Below are 24431 nucleotides of genomic sequence, written 5' to 3' on the forward strand. Positions count from 1 at the left end.
TTCGCCTGAAACGGGGGGGCGGGGCAGAGGGTCGTAAAGCCATTCAAAACGAATGAACTTGCTTGGGAACGACGACTGGGCTGCGCATCAATTCCCATAAAAACAAAGCCCCGCACAAGGCGGGGCTTTGAAGGGTTTTTCCGAACGTGGGATCAGTGCGCGTGGCCCTTGTCCCAGTCTTCCTGCTTCGGCAACTGCTCGAACGTGTGTTCTGGCGGCGGCGAGGGCAGGGTCCATTCCAGCGTATCCGCGTATTCGTTCCAGTAGTTGTTCTCGGTCACTTTCGCGCCACGGAACAGGGCGTAGAACACGATACCGAAGAACAGCAGGAACGAGGCGAAGGACACGAACGCACCAATCGACGATACAAAGTTCCACTGGGCAAACGCCTCTGGGTAGTCGATGTAGCGGCGCGGCATGCCCTGACGACCCAGGAAGTGCTGCGGGAAGAAAGTCAGGTTGGCGCCGATGAAGAACATCCAGAAGTGGATTTTGCCCCAGAACTCCGAGTACTGACGGCCTGTCATCTTACCGAAGTAGAAATACACGCCGGCAAAAATCGCGAACACGGCACCCAGTGACATCACATAGTGGAAGTGCGCAACAACGTAATACGTGTCATGATATGCGCGGTCGATACCGGCCTGCGACAGCACCACACCGGTCACACCGCCAACGGTGAACAGGAACAGAAAGCCGAAGGCAAACAGCATCGGGGTTTTGAACTCGATCGAGCCGCCCCACATGGTCGCAATCCACGAGAACACTTTAACGCCGGTCGGGACCGCGATGACCATCGTGGCCAGCATGAAGTAGGCCTGCTGACGCAGCGACATGCCAACCGTGTACATGTGGTGCGCCCACACGACAAAGCCCAGCACACCAATCGCGATAATCGCCCAGACCATCGGCAGATAGCCAAAGATCGGCTTGCGCGAGAAGGTGGCGATCACGTGGCTGATGATGCCGAACCCGGGCAAGATCACAATGTACACTTCGGGGTGCCCGAAGAACCACAGGATGTGCTGATACAGGATCGGGTCGCCGCCACCGGCCGGGTCAAAGAAGGTGAAGCCAAAGTTGCGGTCCATCAGCAGCATGGTGATCGCGCCCGCCAGAACCGGCAGCGACAGCAGAATCAGCCACGAGGTGACGAAGATCGACCAGCTGAACAGCGGCACTTTGAACAGGGTCATGCCCGGGGCACGCATGTTCAGGAAGGTGGTGATCATGTTGATCGCGCCGAGGATCGAGGAGGCGCCCGATACGTGCACGGCAAAGATCGCAAGGTCCATGGACATGCCGCCCTCGGTCGTGGACAGCGGCGGGTAGAGAACCCACCCCACACCGGAACCGAGCTGGTCGTTACCACCGGGGCTCAGCAGCGAAGCCACGCCCAGCGAGGTGCCAGCGACGTACAGCCAGAAGGACAGGTTGTTCATCCGCGGGAACGCCATGTCCGGCGCGCCGATCTGCAACGGCATGAAATAGTTGCCAAATCCGCCGAAGAGTGCCGGGATGACCACAAAGAACATCATCAGAACACCGTGGTAGGTGATCATCACGTTCCACAGGTGCCCGTTCGGGGTACACGGGTCGGCCATAAAGCCTTCCATGCACATGTACTGAACACCCGGGTGCATTAGTTCAAGCCGCATGTAGACGGTCATCGCCACCGAGATGAACCCGGCGATGGCCGAGAAGATCAGGTAGAGAATCCCGATGTCCTTGTGGTTGGTCGACATGAACCAGCGGGTAAAGAATCCGCGCTGGTCTTCATGCTCGTGACCATGAATGGCTGCGTCTGCCATTATAGGTGCCTCCTGTTGCAACTGCACCGCGCAGCCAGACCTCTCCGGCGCGCGGGATTCCTGCTGGTTTTAGAGGGCGAAGGGGGCACCTTCAATGGCCGAGTTTGATCTGGATCAAGAATAATTGTCGCGGGCAGGAGGGTAGCCCGCGCATTTTCGGCTATCATTAACGGTGAACTGGGTATTAAAGTCGGCTTTTCAAGAGGTGCCTTGCCACGGCACTTTCCCGGCTTGACCCTGTCCGGGCTGCGTCCCAGAACTGAGGGCGACACCGAAACCGGAGAGTTGATATGCCTGCCTATGACCCCGAAAACATCTTTGCCAAGATCCTGCGCGGAGAGATCCCTTCGACCCGCGTTTACGAGGATGACGATACGCTGGCGTTTATGGATATCATGCCGCGGTCCGACGGGCACCTTCTCGTGATCCCGAAAACACCCTGCCGGAACCTGCTGGACGCCTCGCCCGAGCAACTGGCTGCGGTGATGTCTACGACGCAAAAGCTGGCGCAAGCGGTGGTCAGGGCGTTCGATGCGGACGGGGTCACGGTTCAGCAGTTCAACGAGGCCGCGGGCGGACAGGAGGTGTTCCATCTGCATTTTCATATCCTGCCGCGTTATGACGGTGTCGCCATCCGCGCGCCCGGCACGATGGGGGATTTTGATCTGATCGCTGCGCATGCCGAAAAGATCAAAGCCGCGCTGGCCTGATCACTTCTTGTAGGAATGCGGCCCCAGACATGCGCTGTGGTCGCCAAAGGCATGAAGCACGGCGCAAACATGGTCGTGCTTGCCGTCACAGGCCGAGGTGATACGGGCCAGTTCGGTCTCAAGCCTGCGCAGTCGGGCGATGCGTTCCTTCACATCCACCAATTGCCGCTCCGCAATCTCGTGTGCGCGGTTCAGGTCAGGTCCCTGCGCGCCTTCCAGCGACAGTAAAGCCTCGACATCGGTCAGCGGCAGCCCCAGATCGCGGCCATGGCGAATGAACCGAAGCCGGGACAACGCGGCGGCGTCATATCTGCGCTGATTGCCCTCGGTTCTTTCCGGTTCGGGCAACAATCCCTTTTCCTCGTAGAACCGTATGGTGGGAACCTTGACGCCGGTCCGGCGGGACAACTCTCCAATTGAATACATTTTCCTGCACGCGCCCCTTGAACCTCTAGTCACTAGAGGAATTACATAGGGATTGCAGCCAAAACAAGGAATACGGCACTATGGCACATTCACACGGCCACGAGGGGCATCCTCATCATCACATCGACCCGGACGCCGGCGATATGCGTGTCGCCGGGGCAATTGGGGTGAATCTGCTGCTGACCCTGGCGCAGGTCATCGGTGGCATATTCTCGGGGTCGCTGGCCCTGATCGCGGATGCGCTGCACAATTTTTCGGACGCCATCGCCCTGATCATCGCATTCTTTGCGCGCAAGATTGCCCGCCGCCCGGCTGATCCGCGCATGAGCTTTGGGTATGGCCGTGCCGAGGTGGTCGCGGCGCTGGTCAACTATACCACCTTGATCGTCCTGTCGGTCTATCTGCTGTACGAAGGTGTCATGCGGTTTTTCGAACCCGAGCCCGTGAACGGCTGGATGGTTGTCTGGATCGCGGCGCTTGCTTTGATCGTTGACCTCATTACCGCAGCGCTGACCTATACGATGTCGAAGGACAGCATGAACATCCGCGCGGCTTTCATCCACAACGTGGCTGACGCGCTGGGGTCTGTTGCTGTCATTGTCGCGGGCACCGCTGTTATCCTGTTCGGCTGGACCTGGGTGGACCCTGCGGTCACGATCCTGATTTCCGTTTACATCCTGTGGCACGTCAAGTCCGAGATCGGAGAAACCATCCGAATTCTGATGCTGGGCGCGCCACCGGGCCTGAACCCCGAGGAGGTGGCAGCCGTGATCGAACAGACCGAAGGCGTCTCGGGTGTCCACCACATACACCTCTGGAGCATGCAGGAGCGCGAACCGGCCCTGACGGCGCATCTTGAGATCGAGGAGGGAGCCTGGGCCAATGCCGAAGCCATCCGGCTGACAGCCAAGCGGAATTTGCAATCGAAATTCGGGATCGGCCACGCCACGCTGGAACTGGAACGCGCAAATCGCCCGCGCGCGACAGCGCCGCGGTTTGGACATGATAACGTTCAGGAGGTCTGAAAATGAATTGCCGTTCCGATTTGGGGTCGGAACGGCAAACTCGTAACCAAGCACTTTTCCGATTCCCAGGGCTAGCCCAAGATCACCGGTTTAACACACCACTCACTCTAGAACGGTGACTCCAGAATACTCATTAACGCGAGTTTTGTATTCAACAGACTGTGATTTCCCTGAATTAACCTCAAATCCAATAGGCTAATGGTAAGTTTGCGACAGCGGCCGGAAACAAAATTGCCGAAAGCTTTGGGATTGTCGTTGGTTTGGTGGCAACGGGACAATTCGGCGGCGTCGGCCCGAGCACCGCTTATGCCGGTATCTGGTCGAAACTCTGCGAAAACGTCTTCTGCAAGGCTGCGTCGACATCCGACAGGGTTACTGGCAATCCCAGATCGACCAGCGAGGTGACCCCATGTTCGGTGATGCCGCAGGGTACGATACCTGAAAAATGTTCGAGATCCGGTTCGACATTGATGGAGATGCCGTGAAAGCTGACCCATTTGCGCAGGCGCAGGCCGATGGCCGCGATCTTGTCTTCCGCCGGCTGACCCGAGGCGGTCAACGGCTTGTCATCTCGGCGAACCCAGACCCCGACGCGCCCGTCCCGGATCTCTCCGTTCACGTTGAACTCTGCCAGCGCGGCAATCACCCATTCTTCCAGCTGTTTCACAAAGCGCCGGACGTCCCTGCCGCGTTTGTTGAGATCCAGCATGACGTAGGCGACGCGCTGGCCAGGGCCGTGATAGGTATATTCGCCGCCTCGTTTTGCCTCATAAACCGGAAACCGGTCAGGGTCTGTGAGATCTTCGATCCGAGCAGAAGTTCCCGCCGTGTACAGCGGCGGATGCTCCAGCAGCCAGACACATTCATCCGCGTCGCCCGCCGCAATGGCGGCAACCCGCGCCTCCATGAAGGCGACGGCCTCGCTATAGTCGGTCAACCCGTCGGTAATCTTCCATTCCATGGCGGTTCCTTATCGTGAGGGCGCGGCAAGGAAAAGGGGTCAGGCGGCTTCGGTCAGACAGCGTTGCAGGACCTGAGCGTAAGTGTCCGTGCCCTGCGCCCCTGTCAGAAGGTACTTTCCGCCAAACACCATGGACGGCACACCCGAAATGCCACGGCTGGTCCAGAATTGCTGCTTTTCGCGCACGGCACCGGCATGCGCCACGCCGTCCAGTGCCGCCCGCGCGGCATCCCGGTCCAGCCCGGCGGCTTCCACGGCATCAAGCAGGACCTCAACGCGGGATACATCCCGCTGTTCCGTGAAATAGGTGTGGAACAGCGCCAGTTTCAGCGGATGCTGGCGACCTTGCGTTTCCGCCCAGTCCAGCAGCTGGTGCGCCGCGAATGTGTTCACGATTCTGCTGTCGTCGTCGAAGTTGAAGGCGAAGCCCAGTTCAACCCCGATCTGCGTCAGCCGATCCCGGGCCTGCTGGCTTTGCTCGGGCGTGGATCCGTATTTCTCGACAATATGCTCCCGCAGGTTCTGACCTTCAGGCGGCATGGCGGGGTTCAGCTCGAACGGATGCCATCTGAGACGCGCCAGCACGTTTTCCTGCTGCAGCGCCAGATCAAGCTGGCGAAACCCGACGATGCACCAGGGGCAAACCACATCCGAAACGATATCAATCTGGACGATGGGGCGGGGATCGGGCGTGGTCATGTTCAGGCTCCTGACGGGTCTCGGCGGATATTGTGGTGGTATAGATATGGGCGGCGTAAGGGAATTCAAACCGGCGCGATTTTTGCCTCTTCACATCTCGATCTTCAACGTCTATACGCGCCTCTACCAAGTCACAGGCAGTGCGGTCGTGGCGGAATTGGTAGACGCGCAGCGTTGAGGTCGCTGTGGGGTAACTCCCGTGGAAGTTCGAGTCTTCTCGACCGCACCAATCTTCTCAGGATACCCCTATTTCCTACGCCCGCAGGGTGTAAAGCCGCACCAGTTGACGGTGGATTGCCGATTTACCGAATTCCTGTCTCGCCCGGGCCAATCGGGTTGTGTATGACAAGGGGCAAGGCAAGTCGGGAAGTGTTGATGTCGCAGGCCATTACCGTATTCACAACGATGAAGAACGAAGGCCCCTATATGCTGGAATGGGTTGCGTTCCATAAGACATTGGGGGTCGATCATTTTGTGATCTTTACCAATGATTGCGATGACGGCACGGATGATATTGCACGCAGATTGCAGGAGTTGGGGATTGCCACCCATGTCTCCAACGAAGTGAAGGAAGGCGGCAACCCGCAGCACCAGATGCTGCGCCGCGCGCGGCGTCAGCCGAAGGTTAAAGAGGCGGATTGGCTGCTGTGTCTGGATGTGGATGAGTTCTGGAATATCCGGCACGGCGACAACAGTTTTGGCGACCTGATAGACGAGGTTGAACGCCGCGCAGGTCAGCCCGTGGATGCGATATCGTTTGCGTGGAAACTGTTCGGCAGTTCCGGAAACATCAGTTTCGAAGACAAACCCGTCACCGAGGCGTTCCTGATGGGTGACAAGGAATACCCCTACCATTCTGGTCGTGCCTATGGTCTGAAGACCCTGTTTCGCAACAACGGCAAGTTCACGCGGTTCGGCCCTCATCGCCCAAAGGGCGTCGAAGAGGGCAGGGAGGATGCGATCGCCTGGTCCGATGCCGGGGGCAAACTGTACCCGAGCGAGAAAGTGGGTTGGCGCGCCTGGCGTGGATTTGATCATTCGCTTGGCCGATTACACCACTATTCGGTTCGGTCTCTGGACGGGTTCCTGATCAAGCGTGATCGCGGTCGGACCAATCATATTCGTGTGGATCAGGGGCAATCCTACTGGCAGGACATGAATGCCAACAAGGAAACGGATCCATCCATCCTGCCGGCGGCCCATCGCGCGGCACCGCTTTTGGCCGAGTTGCGGGCTGACAAGGAACTGGGGTCACTGCACGCCAGAGCCTGCGACTGGCACCGGGCCAAGATTGCCGAAATCAAAATGCGGCCCGACTGGGTGGACTTTCGGGTGTGGCTGGCGGACAATCTCGTTTGAGGACCATGGCAGAAGACCTTTCGAAAGAGCAGCTGAAACCGGAACACCCCGACCGAAAGACGGGGCATGAACGCATCCTGACCGACCCCGCGCCGCCGTGGTTTGTCGAGCTTTATCCCGGCGGAGACGGTGCCGGATTTCTGCAGAAACTCGAACGTCATTCGATCCTGTTTCATCAGCGTTCGGCCTCGCAACTGGTGGTGAGTTTCGACAATATCGCCAACGCAAACGACCTGTCCTTTGCGCGCGAACCCTGGGGGTGGAAGTTTTTTCGCGACGAGGGCTGGTCGCATATGGGCGTCTTCGCCCGCACCAAGGCCTGGTATCGCGACCCCGAGATTATTTCATACTTCGAAGCCAGGGCGGCAGAGGGATTTTTTGACCGGTTTGATAAGGTTGTCTTTGCCGGTGCCTCCATGGGCGGTTTTGGCGCCCTGACATTTTCCGAACTTGTTCCCGGCGCGAACGTCGTTGCATTCAACCCGCAAACCACGCTGGACGAACGGCTGGTGCCCTGGGAAACCCGTTATCGGTTCGGTCAGGTTCAGGATTGGGACTTGCCCATGGGCGACGCTGCCCGGACGGTCAGGAAAGCGGGTAAAGCCTATGTGTTTTACGACCCGTTTTTTGAGCTGGACCGCCGACAGGTAACGCGGTTGCAGGGCAGGAATGTGATCTTGCTCAAAACGTGGTTCTCGAACCATTTTGCAGCTCCGATGCTGCGCAAGCTGGATATCCTGAAGCCTGTCATGCTTCGGGCAATGGACGGGTCGCTTGAATCCGGCGACTTTTATCGCATGATGCGGGCCCGCCGCCGCCTGCCGATGGTCATGCGCGCGATTGAGGCCAGCGCGGGCGAGCGCCACCCAGAATTGGTGCAACGGGCCCGCAGACGGTTTCGGACATTGCGGCGGGCTGCCATGAAAGAGGCACAGGACGCCTCATGAAACCTGCAAAAGGGGTGTTCATTGGCCAGCGCAAGGACCGCATGGGCGCGCGGTTGCTGATGATGCTGACATGCATCCGTCTGGCCGAAGATTTCGACACCTCGTACAAGGTGAACTGGTTTCCGCAGGGCGCGGACGCGCCGGAACTGGATCACCCGCAGGAACTGTTCACGCAGGAGTGGATGGGCGCGCATTTTCTCAGCTCGGATGACTTTGACGCGATCAACAAAACCGCACTTCCCATCTGGAAGTTTCAAAGCGACAAGAGCCCGGATCGTCTGATCGCGCACCTAGATGCGGGGCGGTCGGTTCTGGTCGAAGAAGGGTTCGAAGTACTCGCCTTTCCTTGGGAGGATATTGAGGCGATCCGCCCGCGATACCGTGACTTCATTCACAGGATCGGGTTCGCAGAAAAGCTTCGTGCGATCATGAAGCAGGCGGATGCAAAGCTGTCAGGGCAGGGCGTGTCGGCCTATCACATTCGTCGCGGCGATATCCTGAACGGGCTGCCGTGGAAACACACGACCTGGCCCGCCAAGATCGAACCGGAAGAACTCTATGAAGCGCATCTGGAGAAAAACGCAGGCACAGCTGCGATCATGTTTTCGGACCAGCCCGAACTGATCACACGGTTTCAGACCCGGTTTCCGAACCTGATGCGGATGTCGGATATCGCGGATCTGTCCGCAATGACCCGATCGCAGCGCGACTTTCTGGAGCTTTATACGATGTCGCGTGCGGATCAGGTGATTGCACCGTTCATTTCGGCGTTTTCGATGGTGGCCGCGAGGATATCCGGGCAGCAGCGCAAGGTGTTTCGCGACGTTCTGTCCGACGACGAAATCAAGCACTCCAACGAGCGGATGATTGACAGGCTACGTGCCGGTCCGCAGGAATTTCTGAACCCGTCGGAAGCGGCACATATCTATTCCAAGGCTTCATTTGTTCTTCACGGACTGGACGCCGGCGACAGGGCTGACGAGGCAAAGGTACTGGCCGCTCCGCTGTTGGAGGCTGGCGCGGATAACGCTTTTTTGCCGCTGTTGCAGGCGCTTAACTGCTTTTACCTAAAGCAGTGGCCCGAGGCGTTGGAACTGACCGGGCAGACGCTGGCGGCTCCGGATTTATGGGCGGAAGATCACGCCGTCGCCACCGCGCTGCAAGCAGCGATCCTGGGCGGGCAAAAAAAACGCTGGAAGGCCGCACAAACCTTTGGGCGTGCCTACTGGGCCAAACCGATGCGCCCGGACGTGATCATATTCGGGTCCAGGCTGGTTTACCGCGATCAGATCTCGCACCGGGCGATGCCCCCGCTGGACTGGGTTATGGTGAAAAGCGTGCGACGACCGTGGTTCAACTACAATTCCCATGTCGCTCAGCGGAAAGTGTTGGTGCGTCTTCCGTGCAACTTTGATCTTGTCCTTCTGGACTGGGCACAGTTGGTAATCGACCAAAGGGCACGCCGTCTGACTGCGAACCCGGCGCGGTTGTCGATGTTGCTGGAGGGGCTGCACAATTCGACATTGCTGCCCGAGGATGTGCGTCTTTCACAGGAAGACCCGTCCTTTCAAAGCATGAAGGCCCTGTTGCAACTACACCTTGGGGAAAAGCCGGTTCAACACGCGCTGGATGCCGCCAGAAGGGCCACATTGTCCGCGCCTGAACAACCGCTGTATTTCAAAAGGCTTGCAGAGCTTTATGAATTGGAAGGGGACCTGTCGCATGGCCGGTTGGCTTTGGCGGATGCACTTGCATGTGATCCGGAAAACCCTTTCCTGGTCTTTGCCATGGGGCAATATCTGGAACGAAACGGCGCAGTTGAGCAGGGGCAGAACCAGATCATTCAGGCGGCGGACCTAGATGACAACACGGCCATGATTCAAGGTGAGGCAGGCCGGATACTGTTGCAAAGAGGGGAAAAGAACAAAGCGCGCAAATACCTTCGCCGGGCGCGCGATTATTGCCCAACCTTCAAAAGGTTCTCCAACCAACTAAAACGCGCAGGTGGATGAATGTTCGGGATTTTCGCTTGGTGGCGCTGTCAAAAGCACATAGTTTACCGGCAAAGGCCGGGTGGGCGTATGAGTTTCGCGGGCCAACAATAATTCTACAGGGCAGTCAGGCATGACAGATCAGGACCCCCGATATATCAGCGTGACCCCCATGAAGAACGAAGGTCCCTTTGTTCTGGAATGGGTGGCGCACAACCTTGCGATCGGGGTCGACCGGATCGTCGTGATGACCAACGACTGCACCGACGGCACCGATGCGTTGCTGCAAAGGTTGGATGACAGGGGCATCCTGACCCATGTCGACAACAATTCGCGCCGTAAAACCAGCCCGCAAAGACGCGCGTATAACGCGTTTCTGAAAATGGAGGTTGCCCGGCCGCAGGACTGGGTTTTGGTGATCGACGCGGACGAACATATCAATGTCAAAACCGGCGACCACACGCTGCAGGCCCTGACCGAAGCGATCCCGGATGCAAAAACCATCTCGATGACGTGGCGGTTGTTCGGAAATGCCGGCATCATCAGGTACGAGGACCGGTTCCTTTCGGATCAATTCCGGCAGGCTGCGCCTGAAAGGATCTTTCGGCCGCCCCAGGCGTGGGGGTTCAAAACGATGTTCCGGCGCGAGATCTGGGATGGGCTCGGCGTTCACCGGCCCAAGCGCCCGACAGTGGAAACCATGGCGGAATGCCATTGGTACAACGGGTCCGGGCAACGGATGCCGGACCGGTATTACACCAAAAGCTGGCGGTCGGCGCGGGATTCCGTCGGCTATGAATTCGTGCAGGTCAACCACTATGCGCTGAAGTCCTGCGAAAGCTATCTGGTCAAGAAGATGAGGGGCCGGGCGCACCATTTGGGCGAAAGCCTGGGCATGGAATACTGGACGATGATGAACCAGAACGCCGAGACCGACAGCTCAATCGACGCGGTTCTGGAGCGCAAACGCGGGTTTTACTACGATATGCTGTCCGATCCGGAAACCGCCCGCCTGCATCATCAGTCCTGCGACCTGCACCGGCAGCAGATTTCCCAACTGCGCGAGCAACCCGAGATGCAGGATCTTATGCGGCAGATGACGGCGGGATTCGCCGCAAAGCACGAGGAATGAGCCTGCCTGGTTCGGAAATGGGGGGCGTCTGATGCTTTGGCTGCATATGGGGATGCCAAAGACCGGCACGACCGCGCTTCAGGGATACGCGCGCAAGAACACGGCGCACCTGGCCGAGGCGGGGTTTCGCTACATGGAAACGGGGCGACGCAGACAGGAGGGCAGCGGTCGTCTGGCGATCAGCCACAACATCATCGCCTTCCATATTAATCAGACCGATTTGCCGATGGACCCGCTGCGCGCCTCGATGGCCCGTGAATATGAGGCCAACGGCGAACAAACGTGCCTGGTGTCATCAGAGATGTTCTTTTCCTGCGACCTTGGCAAACTGGCGCAGGTTTTTGCGGAAATCCCGTCGCGTGACATGCGGATCACTTTCTATTGTCGGCGCTACTCGGACTTTCTGGAAGCTGATTATAAACAGCGCGCCAAGAACGGTCGCCTGCGCGCCAGCGCATCGGAATTCGTGCGTGAGCGGCTGGACAAGATCAAAAGCGACCCTGACACCTATAGTTTCTCGGCCAAGACAAGGCAGATCCGCCAGGCCTTTCCGGGCGTTGAGATCGTTCCGATGTTGTACGAACGGTCCGGAATGGTGCGCGGCCACGTCGTGGATGATTTCATGACGCGGATCGGAGTCTCCCTGCCCGAAGGCGGTTCGGCCGATCGGCCTTCGAACCAATCGCAATCCCGCGCGGCCAGCGAGGCGTTCGGCATAGTATCCCGCGCCCTTGGGCGCAGAGAAAGCCGCCGGTTGCGCCGGCGCCTGGTGGACGACCCGGTGATGGTTCGGCGGCATGACGTTTTGGAGCCGGATGAACGGGCGTGGCTGGACGAGTATCTTGAAAAGGCAGATGCCCCGTTTCAGCAGGAGTTTTTTCCCGACCGGACCCAGCTTTTCAGCCCGGTTGAGCTGAGCGAACGGGATCGGGCGTTTCGCCGGGAGTTTGCCGAAGAATATGAGGCACTGCGCCAGGCGTCCGAGATCGTGTTCCGCATGGCGCTGGAGGGTTGAGGGTCACGGCGCGATGGTGACTTCCTGACGCTGGCGTCCGGTCGTCTTGTCAAAGATCAGAATGCGGTTGTCGTCGGTCACCACAGCGTACCAGTTGCTTCCGATGGTGACTGCCTGCGCTTTGGCGCCGTCCGGCAGCTCGACCTGATCGGGCAGGGTGGGGGTTCTGTCCGATAGCCGGATGACAATCAGTGCGAATGTCACTAGAACCCCGCCAATCATCACCGCGGTCAGCAGCATGACCATCCGCCGCAACAGCCGAAGCTGCGGCGTTTCCTGCGGTTCTTGGGGTTCGGAAGGGACAGTCATGGGCACCCGCCAGATTGAGTTTCAGATCGCGGCTGATCCGCCGCCTCGCCTTGATAAGGCGCTTTCGCGCGATGTGCCAGACGGCGAGAACCTGTCGCGGACGCGTTTGGCCAGATTGATCGAAGAAGGTGCCGTTTCGATCAACGGAACCGAGGTGCGCGATCCCAAGGCCAAGGTGGCCGACGGGGCGTTGGTGGCGATAACCATAGCCGAGGCCGAAGACAGCCATATCGGCCCGGAAGACATTCCGTTGGACGTGGTTTTTGAAGATTCCGACCTCATCGTAATCAACAAGGCGGCTGGCATGGTCGTGCATCCCGCGCCGGGTTCCCCGAACGGGACGCTGGTGAACGCATTGTTGCATCACTGCGGCAAGGATCTGTCCGGTGTCGGTGGGGTGAAGCGGCCCGGTATCGTGCATCGCATCGACAAGGAAACCAGCGGCTTGCTGGTGGTCGCGAAATCGGACGCGGCCCATCACGGTCTGGCCGCCCAATTCGAGGCGCACAGCGTCGAACGCTATTACCGCGCAATATGTTATGGTGTCCCGGACGCGAATGATCCCCGCTTGCGCGGGGTCAAGGGCGTCAGCTTTGAGCCGGGCAATATCATGCGGCTGACCACGCAACTGGCGCGCCACAAGACGGACCGGCAAAGGCAGGCGGTGCTGTTTCATGGCGGTCGTCACGCCGTTACGCGTGCGCGGGTGGTTGATGCTTTTGGCATCCCGGCAGGGCTGGCCCTGATCGAATGCTGGCTGGAAACCGGTCGGACACATCAAATTCGCGTGCATTTGGCGCATGCCGGGCATGGTCTGGTCGGCGATCCGGTTTATGGGGGCAAGCGAAAACTGGCGGCAAAGGTGTTCACCACCACGACTGCCGAGGCCGTGCGCGCGTTTCCGCGTCAGGCGCTGCATGCCGCTGTTTTGGGCTTTGAGCACCCGGTAACAGGTGAAAACCTGCGGTTTGAAGCGGATTTGCCGGATGACATGGAAAATCTGATTGAACAGCTGCGCGCGCCGCTGACATAATGCGCAAAGTTACGTGAATAACGCATTCTTAGGTTTCCTTTATCCAACGTTAATTCCAAACTGTTAACGGTACCTCTTGAATGGAGTGGGGCGGAGTCCCATATCCCATGTTAACGAAGTAAACATTTGTCGGAGGGACATGAATCATGGCAAATTACGCAAATCTCCCCGCGCCGACGCCGGAAGGCGGTCTGAACCGCTATATGCAGGAGATTCGCAAGTTTCCCCTGCTTGAGCCGGAAGAAGAATACATGCTCGCCAAGCGCTGGGTGGAAGAGCAAGATACTGAAGCCGCGCATAAAATGGTCACGTCGCATCTGCGACTGGCGGCCAAGATCGCCATGGGCTATCGCGGCTATGGGCTGCCGCAGGCCGAAGTGATTTCCGAGGCCAACGTGGGCCTGATGCAGGCGGTCAAACGGTTCGACCCGGAAAAAGGGTTCCGCCTGGCGACCTATGCGATGTGGTGGATCCGCGCCTCGATTCAGGAATACATCCTGCGGTCGTGGTCGCTGGTGAAACTGGGTACGACCTCGGCGCAGAAAAAGCTGTTTTTCAACCTGCGCAAAGCCAAGGCCCGGATTGGTGCGCTGGAAGAAGGCGACCTGCGGCCCGAAAATGTCACGCAGATTGCAAATGACCTTGGTGTGACCGAGGAGGAAGTGATCAGCATGAACCGCCGAATGTCTGGTGGCGACGCCTCGCTGAACGCGACGGTCGGGTCCGAAGGCGAAGGAACCATGCAGTGGCAGGACTGGCTTGAGGATGAAGATGCCGATCAGGCCGGCGACTACGAAGCGCGTGACGAACTGGACGCGCGACGGGAATTGCTGGCGGCAGCTCTGGACGTGCTGAACGACCGGGAAAAAGACATCCTGACCCAGCGCCGCCTGATGGATCAGCCCGTCACGCTTGAGGAACTGAGCACGCAGTACAATGTCAGCCGCGAACGCATTCGCCAGATTGAAGTTCGCGCCTTTGAGAAGCTGCAGAAGAAAATGCGCGAACTCGCCCGTGAAAAGGGGATGCTGGGCACTGTCTGAGGCAACCCGACCCTAAGAACAAAGCCCGCCGGAAACCGGCGGGCTTTTTTTGATCAGGCAAAGACGAAATCGCTTTCCGACAACCGGCCGGCGTTCACGCCGAACAATTCGATGCTGTCGCCGTTATCCAGTTCGATCGTTGTGCGGAAGAAGCGGCCCGAGATCTGACCGGAGATGTCTTCGAAACTCCCGATGCCAGAATAGCCGCTCAGGTCGATTTTGTCCTTACCGACCTTAAAGCCAATAATGGTGTCATCACCATCACCGTTTTCGAAGACGAACGTGTCAGGTCCGCGTCCGCCGAACAGGTAATCGTCGCCTGCGCCACCGTCGATCAGATCGGCACCGTGACCACCGAATATCTTGTCGTTGCCTTCGTCTCCGCGCAGGATGTCCTTGCCACGGCCGCCGAATATCTTGTCATTTCCCTCGCCGCCAAGCGCGACATCATGGCCCCGCCCGACATTGATCACGTCATTACCGCCGCCGCCATGCACAAAGTCATCGCCTCGGCCGGTAAAGTGAAATTCACCGGAATCGTCGCCCAGAATGAAGTCCGTGTTTTTCTTGCCCAATATCCCGGTGACGGAAACAGGCAGCAAAACACCGTCCAGAACGTGAATGATCCCGTTTGTTGCCGGCACGTCAAAGGCAACAAGCCCGGGATCAGCAATTCCGGGATCCGCGTCGCCCAGGCTGGGGGGATCACTGAGCAGGTTCAGGTTCAAGGTCGCGCCCGGAAGCAGTGTTTCGATTGATGCGCCATTTCCCAGCCCGACAACCGCGTCCTTCGTGAACTGACCATCAACCACGTGGTACTGCAGAATGTTGGTCAGCAACGGTATCGGATCGCCGCCGCCCAGAAGGGTCAGTGCCTTCACGATATGGCTCAGTGATCCGGCCTCATCCGATCCATCATAGCCCAGAGCCTGCGCCAGAGCGATGAAGGCTGAATCCTTTGGAGCAAACACGGTTAAATCGACCTCGTCGCTGGCCAGCGTGCTCGCCAGACCGGCGGCAAGCACGGCCTCTCGGAGGATGTCGAAATCATCGGAATTCTCGTCAAATGTACCCGGCGCGCCGCTTAGGCCAACCACGGTATCGGTAATCGACTGAGGGTCTGTCATTTCTGGCATATCGGTTCATCTCCCACCCTGTTGGACGCCTTGAATGGGGTATGCGCTGACAGGACAGTCCGCTTCCCCCGGCGATACAGCTATTACGGCGCGGGGTGAAAACCGGATCACCAAATTCCGGGTTCGACGGGCAAGAGGCGGTCATGTCCAAATGCAATGAGCTAGGAAATATGTTTTGGTTACAGTGATGTAACGCGTCACAGTGCCAGCGTCACCGTCTCTGGACTAACTGGTAGCCAACTCTCTGATCCTGTTTTTCTTTCCTGAGTTTCGATGCGTACTGGCAGAGAAATACCTGACTTTGCGTCGACGGGTTGCTAGAGAGAACCGGAGGCTGAAGCAATTGCAGGCCCGCGCCGAAATCGGCACATGTCCATGCATGTCGGAGGGAAATATGCACAAACCGGTTCAATGGGGCATTCTGGGCGCTGCCAAATTCGCGCGTCAATACATGGCTCCTGCGATTCATGCCGCCGATGGCGCGCGTCTGGCAGGTCTGGCCACGTCGAGCGCGGCCAAGGCCGAACCGTTTCAGGCGTTTTGCCCTGATCTGAACGTCTATGACAGCTATGAGGCTCTGCTGGCAGACCCGGCGATCGAGGCTGTCTATATCCCGCTGCCCAACCACCTGCATGTGGAATGGAGCCTGAAAGCGCTTGATGCGGGTAAGCATGTCCTGTGCGAAAAGCCGATCACCATGCGGGCGTCAGAATTTGATGCCCTGATCGCCAAGCGCGATCAGACCGGTCTGCTGGCGGCCGAGGCTTATATGATCGTGCATCACCCGCAATGGCAATTCGTGCGAAAGCTTATTGCGGACGGGACGATCGGAAAGCCGGTGCATGTGACCGGCGCGTTCAGCTTTGACAACCGCGCCGACACCGACAACATTCGCAACCGCGCGGAAACCGGCGGTGGCGGGTTACGTGATATCGGCGTCTACGTCATCGGCGGCGCGCGCTTTGCCACCGGGCAAGAGCCGGTCACGGTTCAATCCGCGATCCGTTGGCAGGATGGTATCGATACCTTCACCGAGATTCGTGCCCAATTCCCGGATTTTACCTACTCCAGCTATGTCTCAATCCGCATGCACCCGCATCAGGAAATGGTGTTTCACGGCGAAGGCGGCGTCATCCGTCTGACAACGCCGTTCAACGCACGCGTCTTTGGTGAGGCGCGCGTGGAACTGCACCGTCCCGGGCTTGAAGTGCAGGTGACCCGTTTTCCCGGCGATGATCATTACAAGTTGCAGGTCGAGGCGTTCTGCCGTTCGGTCCGAGACGGGGACGAATACCCGTGCTCGCTGGAGTTCTCGCGCGGCACGCAAGAGATGATCGATCAGGTCTTTGACGGCGCGGTTTCGCTCTGACTTGCCACGTCGCGCACACCTCGTCTAACCTGTCCGTCACCTGATCAGGAGAAAGACCCATGGCAGGCGGCTGGGCGCGCGATGGCGCGGTAAGTGAACAGATCGAAGCGTCCATCACGGACGAATTGGCGCGCATGCAAGCGCAAAAACGCCCCGTCGGCGAAAGCCTGACCCATTGCGCCGAATGCGAGGAGCCAATTCCTGAGAAACGCAGGGCAGCTTTGCCGGGTGTCAAGCTGTGTCTGGACTGTCAGCAGGATAGAGACGGCGCGTTCAAGGCGCGCGGCGGGATCAATCGGCGAGGGTCGAAGGACAGTCAGTTGAGGTGAGTTTGGTGATGTCCGCTCTGAGCCCAAACTAGCTGCGTACTATACCGCAGAAACCTCTTCGTGTTCCTCGGAAAAGCGTCCGCGTTCGGAGAAGACAACCAATGCCTGTTTTGCGAATTTGGACACACTGACCCATTCCTCCGAATTCTTAAACCAGTCGACGCTCCAAGTATCTTCTTCAGTTGCATCGGCTGCGCATTCGGCAAGCTCCGCAAACTTAGAAAGTGCTTCTATTTCCTTTTCGCTGAATACCTTGTGAGCCTCAGCGTAATCGAGCGGCAAAAAGTCACCGACCGACTCAATCATCTCATAGGCCCCAAGTGTAGCGATGTCGTGCAAAGACGAATACATATCAAGCAACTCGATCAAGCGGTTGCGAAGCCTTTGATAAAGTAGTTGCCGACTGAATTCTTCCATGAAGCGTTTTTGGCACCGTAGGCTTGGTTACTCAAGGTCTGCTTAGTCCCGCATGGCGGACAAAGCAATCATTAGCGAGACCGCCTCACCCCTCCATCGCCTCCAACTCATCAATAAAGCCCGAGATCATCGACAGGCCCTTGTCCCAGAATTTCGGATCGCTTGCGTCCAGTCCGAATGGGGCGAGCAGTTCCTTGTGGTGTTTCGATCCACCGGCACGCAGCATCTCGAAATACTTGTCCTCGAACCCGTCCGAGCCGCTTGCGTAAACGGAATACAGCGCATTCACGAGGCCGTCGCCAAACGCATAGGCATAGACATAGAAGGGCGAGTGGACGAAGTGCGGGATATAGGCCCAGAAGGTCTCATACCCATCCATGAATTCGAATGCGGGCCCAAGGCTTTCGGCCTGAACGCTCATCCACAGAGCGTTGATGTCGTCAGGGGTCAACTCGCCCTCGCGGCGGGCGGCGTGCAGTTTGCATTCGAAGTCGTAGAAGGCGATCTGACGGACCACCGTGTTGATCATGTCTTCGACCTTACCGGCCAGCAGTACCTTGCGCTGTTCCGGGGTTTCGGCTTGATCCAGCATTTTGCGGAAAGTCAGCATCTCGCCAAACACCGACGCGGTTTCGGCCAGTGTCAGCGGGGTTGAGGACAGCATCTCGCCCTGATCGGCAGCGAGAACCTGATGCACCCCGTGCCCAAGTTCATGCGCCAGTGTCATCACGTCGCGCGGTTTGCCCAGATAGTTGAGCATCACATAGGGGTGCACCTCGGTAACGGTGGGGTGGGCAAAGGCGCCGGGGGCTTTGCCCGGTTTTACCGCCGCGTCGATCCAGCCTTTCGAGAAGAAAGGCGCCGCGATTTCACCCATGCGGGGATCAAAGGCGTTATAGGCGTCCATCACCGTCTTCTCGGCCTCGTCCCAGCCGACAATGCGGGTGTCTTCCATCGGCAGGGGCGCGTTGCGGTCCCAGACCTGCATGACGTCCAGACCCAGCCATTTGCGTTTCAACTCGTAATAGCGATGGCTGAGCTTGGGGTAGGCAGCGACCACCGCCTCGCGCAAGGCCTCGACCACCTCGGGTTCCACGTCATTCGACAGGTGGCGGCCGGTCTGTGCCGTGGGCATCTTGCGCCAGCGGTCGACGATTTCTTTTTCCTTGGCCTGCGTGTTGTGGACGCGGGCAAAGGTTTTGACGTTGTCCTGAAAAACGCTTGCCAGTTCACGCGCGGCGGCCTCGCGTTTGCTGCGGTTCTGTTCCGTCAGCAGGTTCAGGGTCCCTTCGATGTTCAGTTCTTCGCCGTCAACGGTAAAGGTCAGCCCGGCGATGGTTTCGTCAAACAGACGTTCCCACGCGTCACCAACAACGCCCAAATCGTGCAGGAATTTCTCAAGCTCGTCAGACAGTTGGTAGGGTTTCATCGCGCGGATGCGGCGGAACACCGGCTCATACCGGGCGAGATCGGCATCCGCGTCGAAATGCGCCGTGAGCACGTCATCGTCGATGCGATTGATTTCAAGCGTGAAGAAGACCAGCGGCGTGGTAAAGACGGTGATCTTTTCCTGCATGTCCGACAGGAATTTGGCGCGTTCGGCATCGGTGGTCAACTGGTAATAGCGCAGCCCGGCGAACGACATGATGCGACCGGCGACCGAGTTGATCTTCTCGTTGCGCTGCACACAGGTCAGCAGACCTGCGGCGTCCAGATCGGCCAGTTTGCCTTCGTAGTCGGCGGCGAAGGCGGCGCATTCGCCTTCCAGCCAGTCCAGATCGCGCGACAGTTCCGGAGCGTCTTCCCCAGAGTACAGATCACTCAGATCCCATTCCGGCAGATTGCCGAGGTTATCAGCCCCTCCGACTGCGTTAGCGTCACGGACGGGAAAGGGAAGGTCGCGCATGGATCACCTCGGAAAAACTTCTTTGGCAAACATCTAGGCGCGGGCGGTCGGGATCACAAGCGGGATCAGTTCGACAGGGCAGGTTCCGGGGCCGAGTTGGTCTGCGACGCCAGAAAATGTGCCGCCAGTTGGTCAAAGACAGGTCCGCGCACATCGGCGGGTTCCATCATCACCTCGTGCTCGCCTTCCGGAATTTCCACCAGGGTACCGCCGGGCCAGTTTGCCATTCGCGCCCGGATCGCCTTGCGGTCCACGATTTGTTCATGACTGCCCAGAAAGGTCAGGCAGGGCGTCGCGGGCGCGGTTTGGTCCATCAGCCACGCGCATTCGTCCAGTGCTTCGCGCAGCCAGATCGTCGATGGCGCGCCAAGTGCCAGTTCAGGATGGGCTACAAGCTGGTCCTGCATCATTTTGTACATCGCCGGGTCGCGGGTCAGCACGTTGCCCTCGAACGGTTGCGACAGCACGTAACTTTCCAGCGACGTGGTCGGTGGGGTTCGTTCCCCCAGCCCGATCCGTGGCCCCCAATAGGCGGTGAGCCGGCTGAGCGGTTTCATGAGCGGCGTGAAGAAGATGCCCCACATCGGCCCGGTAAAGGCGCAGGCGGCAAAGCAGCCTCTTTCCAGCACGGCCCGCAGGCCAATTGCCCCGCCCATCGAATGGCCGATCACGTACCAGGGTTTCGGAAGGTTCAGCGCGGTCGCCAGATCCAGCGTCGACTGAACATCATTCTGATAGTCGGTAAACTGATCGACATGGCCCACGCGCGGGTCGTCCAACGGACGATCCGCCAAGCCCTGTCCGCGCCAGTCAACCGACAGGAAGGCAAATCCGCGGCCGACGAATTCCTTCGCAGCATCACCGTATTTTTCGATATACTCGGTGCGGCCGGGAAACAGCATCACCGTGCCGTTCGTGTCGCCACCCGGGTGCCAGTGGGCCACCCGAATGCGGATATCGTCCGTGGTCGTCAGCCAATGGGCCTGACCACCGGCGGGGGCGCCGGCCACGTCTTCGAACAAGGGGGCCGGCGACGGTTCCATCAGGCCAGCGCCGATGCCAGTTGCATGGCCACGCCCATATCGCCATCCACGGTCAGCTTACCAGACATGAAGGCACCTGTGGGGTTCAGCTCACCGCTGAGGATCTGCTCGAACGTGTCGGCATCCGCGCTCATGGTGACGTCCGCTTCGTCGTCGCTGACACGCGCACCGTCCGCGTCCAGAACGATCGAGCCCAGATCGGCGATGGCAAATTTGGCCGACGCGCTGAAGTCGCCGCCCGAAAGTTTTTCGTTCAGCGCCGCTGCGGCTTTTTCCAGAGTGTCGCTCATGATTCTCCTCACTTTGAATTGTGCGCCGGGAATGGACATCCCACGGCGCAACGCTACACTGAACGTTGTTATGGGCATTGCAAGCAACAATCTCAAAGGTATCGTTACGGCAACGGCGTTCCTAGTCACGTTTTCCACCAGTTGTCTTGCACAACAGGCAGATTCTCGGGACGAAGATCAGCTTTTGCAGCAATTGGCGCAATCCACGCCGCAACAGGCGATCGGAATCGATCGTCAGCTCAAGGCGCTGTGGTCGCTGTCAGGATCGGCTTCGGCGGATCTGTTGCTTGAACGGGGGCGCGAAGCGCTGGACGATGGCGATACCGAGACCGCCATCGAACACCTGACGGCACTGACGGATCATGCGCCGGGCTTTGCCGAGGGGTGGCACCTGCGCGCGTCGGCCTTTTTCGGGATCGAGCGGTTTGGAATGGCAGCTGCCGATCTGGAACACGCGCTGACCCTGAACCCCAACAATTACGAGGCCATCTATGGCCTTGGCCTGATTTTCGAGATTGTCGGCCAGCCGGACAAAGCCTTTGCGGCCTATGAACGCGCGCTGGCTATACATCCCCATCACGAAGAAGTAACCAAAGCGGTAAATCGACTGAAGCCCCAGGTCGAGGGTTCGGCCCTCTAGAAGCCGGGGCAGGGGGCAAAGGTGAGCGGGTCATCCCGAATCGTGGCCGTTCTGGGCCCGACAAACACAGGTAAAACCCATTACGCGATCGAGCGGATGCTGGGGCACCGGACAGGTGTGATCGGTCTGCCGCTGCGGCTGCTTGCGCGTGAGGTTTTTGACAAGATCGTTGCCATTCGCGGCCCGTCCGTTGTGGCGCTGGTCACGGGCGAAGAACGGATCGTGCCGCCACGCGCGCAATACTGGGTCTGCACGGTCGAGGCGATGCCCGAGGGTATGGGCGCCGATTTCGTAGCCATCGACGAAATCCAGCTTTGTGCCGATCCCGAACGTGGCCATGTGTTCACCGACCGTCTGCTGCGCGCGCGCGGCACGCACGAGACTCTGTTCCTGGGGTCCGACACGATGCGCGGCCCGATTGCGGCGCTGGTGCCCGAGGCGCAGTTCGTGCGCCGCGAACGCATGTCGCAACTGGTCTATTCCGGCTCAAAGAAAATCAGCCGTATGCCTGCGCGCAGCGCAATCGTCGGGTTCTCTGTCGAGAATGTGTATGCCATTGCCGAACTGTTGCGCCGCCAAAAGGGCGGCGCGGCCGTGGTCATGGGGGCGCTCAGCCCCCGCACGCGGAATGCGCAGGTGGAACTCTATCAGAATGGCGAGGTCGACTATCTGGTGGCGACGGATGCCATCGGCATGGGTCTGAACCTGGACGTCAACCACGTGGCGTTTTCATCCCTGACCAAGTTCGACGGGCGGCGGATGCGGCCTTTGGCGCCCAACGAACTGGCCCAAATCGCCGGGCGGGCCGGACGCGGTATGTCTGATGGGACTTTCGGCGTCACCGGTGAGGCTCCGCCACTGGACGAAGGTGTTGCGCAGGCGATCATGGACAGCCGTTTCACGCCGATGAAAAAGCTGAACTGGCGGAATGCCGCCCTGCGGTTTGGTTCGGTCGACGCGCTGATCGCTTCGTTGGAGGTCAGCCCGAACGATGAACATCTGATCAAGGCGCGGCCTGCCGATGACCTGAACGTGTTGAAATCGCTGTCGCAAGTGGCCGAGGTTGCTGCTCGCGCCAGCGACGGCCCGTCCATTCGCTTGCTATGGGACGTGTGCCGAATCCCGGACTTTCGCGGTATCAGCCACGCTGAACACGCCAGCCTGCTGGAAGTGATCTTTGGCCACCTGCACGAACGCGGCGGGGTCCCGGGTGATTTCATGGCGCGGCAAATCCGCCGGATCGACCGGACGGACGGGGATATTGATGCACTGTCCAAAAGGTTGGCATATATTCGCACCTGGACATACGTTGCGCAACGAAACGGCTGGGTGCGTGACGAATCCCATTGGCGCGCCGAAACGCGCGCTGTAGAAGACAGAGTGTCGGACGCTCTTCACGAACGTTTGACTCAGAGATTTGTGGACCGGCGCACATCCGTATTGCTGCGCCGGCTCAAACAGAAGGAGGCCCTTTTGGCCGAAGTAAATGATAAGGGTGAAGTGACCGTCGAAGGCGAATTCGTCGGTCGTCTGGAAGGGTTCCGGTTTTCGCCGGACAAAAGCGCGCAGGGAACCGAGGCGAAAGCTTTGAAATCGGCCTCCCTACAAGCACTCGCGCCGCAATTCCATCTGCGTGCCGATCGCTTCTACAATGCGCCCGATACCGAGATTGATTTTACCGATCAGGGTGGCCTGATGTGGGGTGAATACGCCGTTGGCAAACTGGTTGCCGGGGCCGAACCACTCAAGCCAGTGGTCGAGGTGTTTGTAGATGAGGCCGCTGGCCCGGATGTCGAACAGAAGGTTCAGCGCCGCCTGCAACATTTCATCGACCGCAAAGTGGCGGCGCTGTTCGAACCGCTGCTGAACCTGTCGCGGGACGAGGAACTGTCGGGTCTGGCCAAGGGCTTTGCTTTCCGCATGGTCGAGGCGCTGGGTGTGCTGCCGCGCGCTGGTGTCGCACAGGAGGTCAAGGATCTGGATCAGGACGCGCGTGGTGCCTTGCGCAAACATGGCATCCGGTTCGGTCAGTTCACCATCTTCATGCCGCTGCTTCTGAAACCGGCTCCGACGCGCCTGCGACTGGTTCTGTGGGCGCTGGCCAATGATCTTCAGGAATTCCCCGAGGCACCGCCGCCGGGTCTGGTGACCGTGCCGGTCGCAAAGGACGCACCACAGGGTTACGATACGATGTGCGGCTACCGCGACGCGGGCGAACGTTCGATCCGCATCGACATGCTGGAACGTCTGGCCGACATGCTGCGCGCCGAAGACAGCCGGGGCGGGTTTGAAGCCAAGCCTGACATGCTCTCAATCACCGGGATGACGCTGGAACAGTTCGCTGATCTGATGCAGGGGCTGGGCTACAAGGCCGAGCGCGGCGAGCGCGAAAAGGTGAAGCCGGTGCAAGCAGAGCCCGAAAAGCCTGCGGCTGAAGTAGCTGAGCAACACGCCGCCGAAGAAGCCTCGGCAGCAGACGCTGCTCCGGCAGAGGTCGCTGCGCCCGCCGAGGCGACCGCCGAGGCCACCGAAAGCACCGAGGCGGCAGCCGAGGCCCCTGCTTCGGACGAGCCGGAGGTTGAGGTGTTCTATACCTTCACCTGGGGCCGTCAGCGTCAGGCCAACCGTGGTCCGCGTCGCGAACAGCGGCAAGGGCCAGGCAAAGGCAAGCCGCGTGGCAAGCCTCAGGACGGACGCGGCAAACCGCAGGGCAAGAAAGGGGGCAAGCCGCAAGGCGCCAAATCCTTCTCGTCCCGGCCGCCGAAGAAAGAAAAAGCGATCGATCCGGATAACCCGTTCGCAGCAGCGCTGATGGGTTTGAAAGACGGCAACTAAGCACC

General features: G+C 59.1%; 23 protein-coding genes and 1 tRNA gene. 14 read left to right on the forward strand and 10 right to left on the reverse strand.

The window, feature by feature from the left end:
• Positions 1–152 precede the first annotated feature (152 nt).
• Positions 153–1811 carry a cytochrome c oxidase subunit I gene (gene ctaD, locus ACXAC3_RS10970; RefSeq protein ID WP_475159760.1) on the reverse strand — a complete coding sequence of 553 codons (1659 nt, stop codon included), beginning with the start codon at positions 1809–1811 and terminating at the stop codon, positions 153–155.
• Between the two features lie 290 nt (positions 1812–2101).
• Here ctaD and ACXAC3_RS10975 point away from each other — a divergent pair, with 290 nt between their 5' ends.
• A complete protein-coding gene (locus tag ACXAC3_RS10975; RefSeq protein ID WP_475159762.1) occupies positions 2102–2521 on the forward strand; it encodes an HIT family protein in 420 nt (139 codons plus the stop codon).
• Here the strand turns inward: ACXAC3_RS10975 and ACXAC3_RS10980 are convergent, their stop codons facing one another.
• Positions 2522–2947 carry a MerR family transcriptional regulator gene (locus tag ACXAC3_RS10980; protein WP_475159766.1) on the reverse strand — a complete coding sequence of 142 codons (426 nt, stop codon included), beginning with the start codon at positions 2945–2947 and terminating at the stop codon, positions 2522–2524.
• A gap of 80 nt (positions 2948–3027) precedes the next feature.
• On the opposite strand from ACXAC3_RS10980, the gene ACXAC3_RS10985 reads away from it, so the two are divergent.
• On the forward strand, positions 3028–3972 hold the full coding sequence (locus ACXAC3_RS10985) for a cation diffusion facilitator family transporter (protein WP_475159769.1): 945 nt from the start codon (positions 3028–3030) through the stop codon (positions 3970–3972).
• A 304-nt stretch (positions 3973–4276) separates the two neighbouring features.
• Here ACXAC3_RS10985 and lipB read toward each other — a convergent pair whose 3' ends face one another.
• Together lipB and ACXAC3_RS10995 are read right to left on the reverse strand one after the other, a co-directional pair.
• Complete coding sequence (lipB, locus tag ACXAC3_RS10990) at positions 4277–4933, reverse strand: lipoyl(octanoyl) transferase LipB (protein WP_475159772.1); 657 nt, start codon at positions 4931–4933, stop codon at positions 4277–4279.
• Positions 4934–4972: 39 nt separating this feature from the next.
• Positions 4973–5632 (reverse strand): DsbA family oxidoreductase, encoded by a 660-nt coding sequence (locus ACXAC3_RS10995; protein ID WP_475159775.1) that lies wholly within the window; start codon positions 5630–5632, stop codon positions 4973–4975.
• Positions 5633–5774: 142 nt separating this feature from the next.
• On the opposite strand from ACXAC3_RS10995, the gene ACXAC3_RS11000 reads away from it, so the two are divergent.
• From ACXAC3_RS11000 to ACXAC3_RS11025, 6 genes are all read left to right on the forward strand, one after another.
• Positions 5775–5861: transfer RNA gene (locus ACXAC3_RS11000), tRNA-Leu, on the forward strand.
• 146 nt (positions 5862–6007) lie between these two features.
• Entirely contained in the window at positions 6008–6991 is a 984-nt protein-coding gene (locus tag ACXAC3_RS11005; RefSeq protein ID WP_475159777.1) for a glycosyltransferase family 2 protein, read from the forward strand.
• A gap of 5 nt (positions 6992–6996) precedes the next feature.
• The gene (locus ACXAC3_RS11010) at positions 6997–7938 is read left to right on the forward strand and encodes a hypothetical protein (protein WP_475159780.1); all 942 of its coding nucleotides are present in this window, start codon (positions 6997–6999) and stop codon (positions 7936–7938) included.
• The gene (locus tag ACXAC3_RS11015; protein ID WP_475159785.1) at positions 7935–9950 is read left to right on the forward strand and encodes a hypothetical protein; all 2016 of its coding nucleotides are present in this window, start codon (positions 7935–7937) and stop codon (positions 9948–9950) included. The genes ACXAC3_RS11010 and ACXAC3_RS11015 overlap by 4 nt, the downstream gene beginning before the upstream one ends.
• Before the next feature lie 112 nt (positions 9951–10062).
• On the forward strand, positions 10063–11061 hold the full coding sequence (locus tag ACXAC3_RS11020; RefSeq protein ID WP_475159788.1) for a glycosyltransferase family 2 protein: 999 nt from the start codon (positions 10063–10065) through the stop codon (positions 11059–11061).
• Positions 11062–11092: 31 nt separating this feature from the next.
• Positions 11093–12076, forward strand: coding sequence for a hypothetical protein (locus ACXAC3_RS11025; RefSeq protein ID WP_475159790.1), 984 nt, complete (start codon positions 11093–11095; stop codon positions 12074–12076).
• 3 nt (positions 12077–12079) lie between these two features.
• Here the strand turns inward: ACXAC3_RS11025 and ACXAC3_RS11030 are convergent, their stop codons facing one another.
• The gene (locus tag ACXAC3_RS11030; RefSeq protein ID WP_475159792.1) at positions 12080–12385 is read right to left on the reverse strand and encodes a DUF6476 family protein; all 306 of its coding nucleotides are present in this window, start codon (positions 12383–12385) and stop codon (positions 12080–12082) included.
• On the opposite strand from ACXAC3_RS11030, the gene ACXAC3_RS11035 reads away from it, so the two are divergent.
• Both ACXAC3_RS11035 and rpoH read left to right on the forward strand, forming a co-directional pair.
• Positions 12384–13418 carry an RluA family pseudouridine synthase gene (locus ACXAC3_RS11035; RefSeq protein ID WP_475159796.1) on the forward strand — a complete coding sequence of 345 codons (1035 nt, stop codon included), beginning with the start codon at positions 12384–12386 and terminating at the stop codon, positions 13416–13418. The genes ACXAC3_RS11030 and ACXAC3_RS11035 overlap by 2 nt on opposite strands.
• Positions 13419–13564: 146 nt before the next feature.
• Positions 13565–14461, forward strand: coding sequence for an RNA polymerase sigma factor RpoH (gene rpoH / locus ACXAC3_RS11040; RefSeq protein WP_475159799.1), 897 nt, complete (start codon positions 13565–13567; stop codon positions 14459–14461).
• 53 nt (positions 14462–14514) lie between these two features.
• On the opposite strand, the gene ACXAC3_RS11045 is transcribed toward rpoH, so the two are convergent.
• Entirely contained in the window at positions 14515–15597 is a 1083-nt protein-coding gene (locus ACXAC3_RS11045) for a fasciclin domain-containing protein (RefSeq protein WP_475159801.1), read from the reverse strand.
• A 394-nt stretch (positions 15598–15991) separates the two neighbouring features.
• On the opposite strand from ACXAC3_RS11045, the gene ACXAC3_RS11050 reads away from it, so the two are divergent.
• Together ACXAC3_RS11050 and ACXAC3_RS11055 are read left to right on the forward strand one after the other, a co-directional pair.
• On the forward strand, positions 15992–16966 hold the full coding sequence (locus tag ACXAC3_RS11050) for a Gfo/Idh/MocA family protein (protein WP_475159802.1): 975 nt from the start codon (positions 15992–15994) through the stop codon (positions 16964–16966).
• 59 nt (positions 16967–17025) lie between these two features.
• Positions 17026–17295, forward strand: a complete 270-nt coding sequence (locus ACXAC3_RS11055) for a DksA/TraR family C4-type zinc finger protein (RefSeq protein ID WP_475159804.1) — start codon at positions 17026–17028, stop codon at positions 17293–17295.
• A 39-nt stretch (positions 17296–17334) separates the two neighbouring features.
• Here ACXAC3_RS11055 and ACXAC3_RS11060 read toward each other — a convergent pair whose 3' ends face one another.
• The 4 genes from ACXAC3_RS11060 to ACXAC3_RS11075 all read right to left on the reverse strand — a co-directional run bounded on the left by ACXAC3_RS11060 (position 17335) and on the right by ACXAC3_RS11075 (position 20951).
• On the reverse strand, positions 17335–17712 hold the full coding sequence (locus tag ACXAC3_RS11060; protein ID WP_475159807.1) for a hypothetical protein: 378 nt from the start codon (positions 17710–17712) through the stop codon (positions 17335–17337).
• Positions 17713–17797: 85 nt separating this feature from the next.
• Positions 17798–19618 (reverse strand): M3 family oligoendopeptidase, encoded by a 1821-nt coding sequence (locus ACXAC3_RS11065; RefSeq protein ID WP_475159809.1) that lies wholly within the window; start codon positions 19616–19618, stop codon positions 17798–17800.
• A 65-nt stretch (positions 19619–19683) separates the two neighbouring features.
• Complete coding sequence (locus ACXAC3_RS11070) at positions 19684–20661, reverse strand: alpha/beta fold hydrolase (RefSeq protein ID WP_475159811.1); 978 nt, start codon at positions 20659–20661, stop codon at positions 19684–19686.
• Entirely contained in the window at positions 20661–20951 is a 291-nt protein-coding gene (locus ACXAC3_RS11075) for an SCP2 sterol-binding domain-containing protein (RefSeq protein ID WP_170764439.1), read from the reverse strand. The genes ACXAC3_RS11070 and ACXAC3_RS11075 overlap by 1 nt, the downstream gene beginning before the upstream one ends.
• 31 nt (positions 20952–20982) lie before the next feature.
• On the opposite strand from ACXAC3_RS11075, the gene ACXAC3_RS11080 reads away from it, so the two are divergent.
• Both ACXAC3_RS11080 and ACXAC3_RS11085 read left to right on the forward strand, forming a co-directional pair.
• Entirely contained in the window at positions 20983–21591 is a 609-nt protein-coding gene (locus ACXAC3_RS11080; protein ID WP_475159817.1) for a tetratricopeptide repeat protein, read from the forward strand.
• A 21-nt stretch (positions 21592–21612) separates the two neighbouring features.
• The gene (locus tag ACXAC3_RS11085; RefSeq protein ID WP_475159821.1) at positions 21613–24426 is read left to right on the forward strand and encodes a helicase-related protein; all 2814 of its coding nucleotides are present in this window, start codon (positions 21613–21615) and stop codon (positions 24424–24426) included.
• Positions 24427–24431 lie beyond the last annotated feature (5 nt).

The sequence above is a fragment of the Ruegeria sp. ABV4_181 genome, from assembly GCF_056158465.1.

Bases quoted from the DNA above. Each gene is read 5' to 3' on its own strand.
- ctaD (WP_475159760.1), bottom strand. From the start codon at position 1,811: ATGGCAGACGCAGCCATTCATGGTCACGAGCATGAAGACCAGCGCGGA.
- ACXAC3_RS10975 (WP_475159762.1), top strand. From the start codon at position 2,102: ATGCCTGCCTATGACCCCGAAAACATCTTTGCCAAGATCCTGCGCGGA.
- ACXAC3_RS10980 (WP_475159766.1), bottom strand. From the start codon at position 2,947: ATGTATTCAATTGGAGAGTTGTCCCGCCGGACCGGCGTCAAGGTTCCC.
- ACXAC3_RS10985 (WP_475159769.1), top strand. From the start codon at position 3,028: ATGGCACATTCACACGGCCACGAGGGGCATCCTCATCATCACATCGAC.
- lipB (WP_475159772.1), bottom strand. From the start codon at position 4,933: ATGGAATGGAAGATTACCGACGGGTTGACCGACTATAGCGAGGCCGTC.
- ACXAC3_RS10995 (WP_475159775.1), bottom strand. From the start codon at position 5,632: ATGACCACGCCCGATCCCCGCCCCATCGTCCAGATTGATATCGTTTCG.
- ACXAC3_RS11005 (WP_475159777.1), top strand. From the start codon at position 6,008: ATGTCGCAGGCCATTACCGTATTCACAACGATGAAGAACGAAGGCCCC.
- ACXAC3_RS11010 (WP_475159780.1), top strand. From the start codon at position 6,997: ATGGCAGAAGACCTTTCGAAAGAGCAGCTGAAACCGGAACACCCCGAC.
- ACXAC3_RS11015 (WP_475159785.1), top strand. From the start codon at position 7,935: ATGAAACCTGCAAAAGGGGTGTTCATTGGCCAGCGCAAGGACCGCATG.
- ACXAC3_RS11020 (WP_475159788.1), top strand. From the start codon at position 10,063: ATGACAGATCAGGACCCCCGATATATCAGCGTGACCCCCATGAAGAAC.
- ACXAC3_RS11025 (WP_475159790.1), top strand. From the start codon at position 11,093: ATGCTTTGGCTGCATATGGGGATGCCAAAGACCGGCACGACCGCGCTT.
- ACXAC3_RS11035 (WP_475159796.1), top strand. From the start codon at position 12,384: ATGGGCACCCGCCAGATTGAGTTTCAGATCGCGGCTGATCCGCCGCCT.
- ACXAC3_RS11030 (WP_475159792.1), bottom strand. From the start codon at position 12,385: ATGACTGTCCCTTCCGAACCCCAAGAACCGCAGGAAACGCCGCAGCTT.
- rpoH (WP_475159799.1), top strand. From the start codon at position 13,565: ATGGCAAATTACGCAAATCTCCCCGCGCCGACGCCGGAAGGCGGTCTG.
- ACXAC3_RS11045 (WP_475159801.1), bottom strand. From the start codon at position 15,597: ATGCCAGAAATGACAGACCCTCAGTCGATTACCGATACCGTGGTTGGC.
- ACXAC3_RS11050 (WP_475159802.1), top strand. From the start codon at position 15,992: ATGCACAAACCGGTTCAATGGGGCATTCTGGGCGCTGCCAAATTCGCG.
- ACXAC3_RS11055 (WP_475159804.1), top strand. From the start codon at position 17,026: ATGGCAGGCGGCTGGGCGCGCGATGGCGCGGTAAGTGAACAGATCGAA.
- ACXAC3_RS11060 (WP_475159807.1), bottom strand. From the start codon at position 17,712: ATGGAAGAATTCAGTCGGCAACTACTTTATCAAAGGCTTCGCAACCGC.
- ACXAC3_RS11065 (WP_475159809.1), bottom strand. From the start codon at position 19,618: ATGCGCGACCTTCCCTTTCCCGTCCGTGACGCTAACGCAGTCGGAGGG.
- ACXAC3_RS11070 (WP_475159811.1), bottom strand. From the start codon at position 20,661: ATGGAACCGTCGCCGGCCCCCTTGTTCGAAGACGTGGCCGGCGCCCCC.
- ACXAC3_RS11075 (WP_170764439.1), bottom strand. From the start codon at position 20,951: ATGAGCGACACTCTGGAAAAAGCCGCAGCGGCGCTGAACGAAAAACTT.
- ACXAC3_RS11080 (WP_475159817.1), top strand. From the start codon at position 20,983: ATGGACATCCCACGGCGCAACGCTACACTGAACGTTGTTATGGGCATT.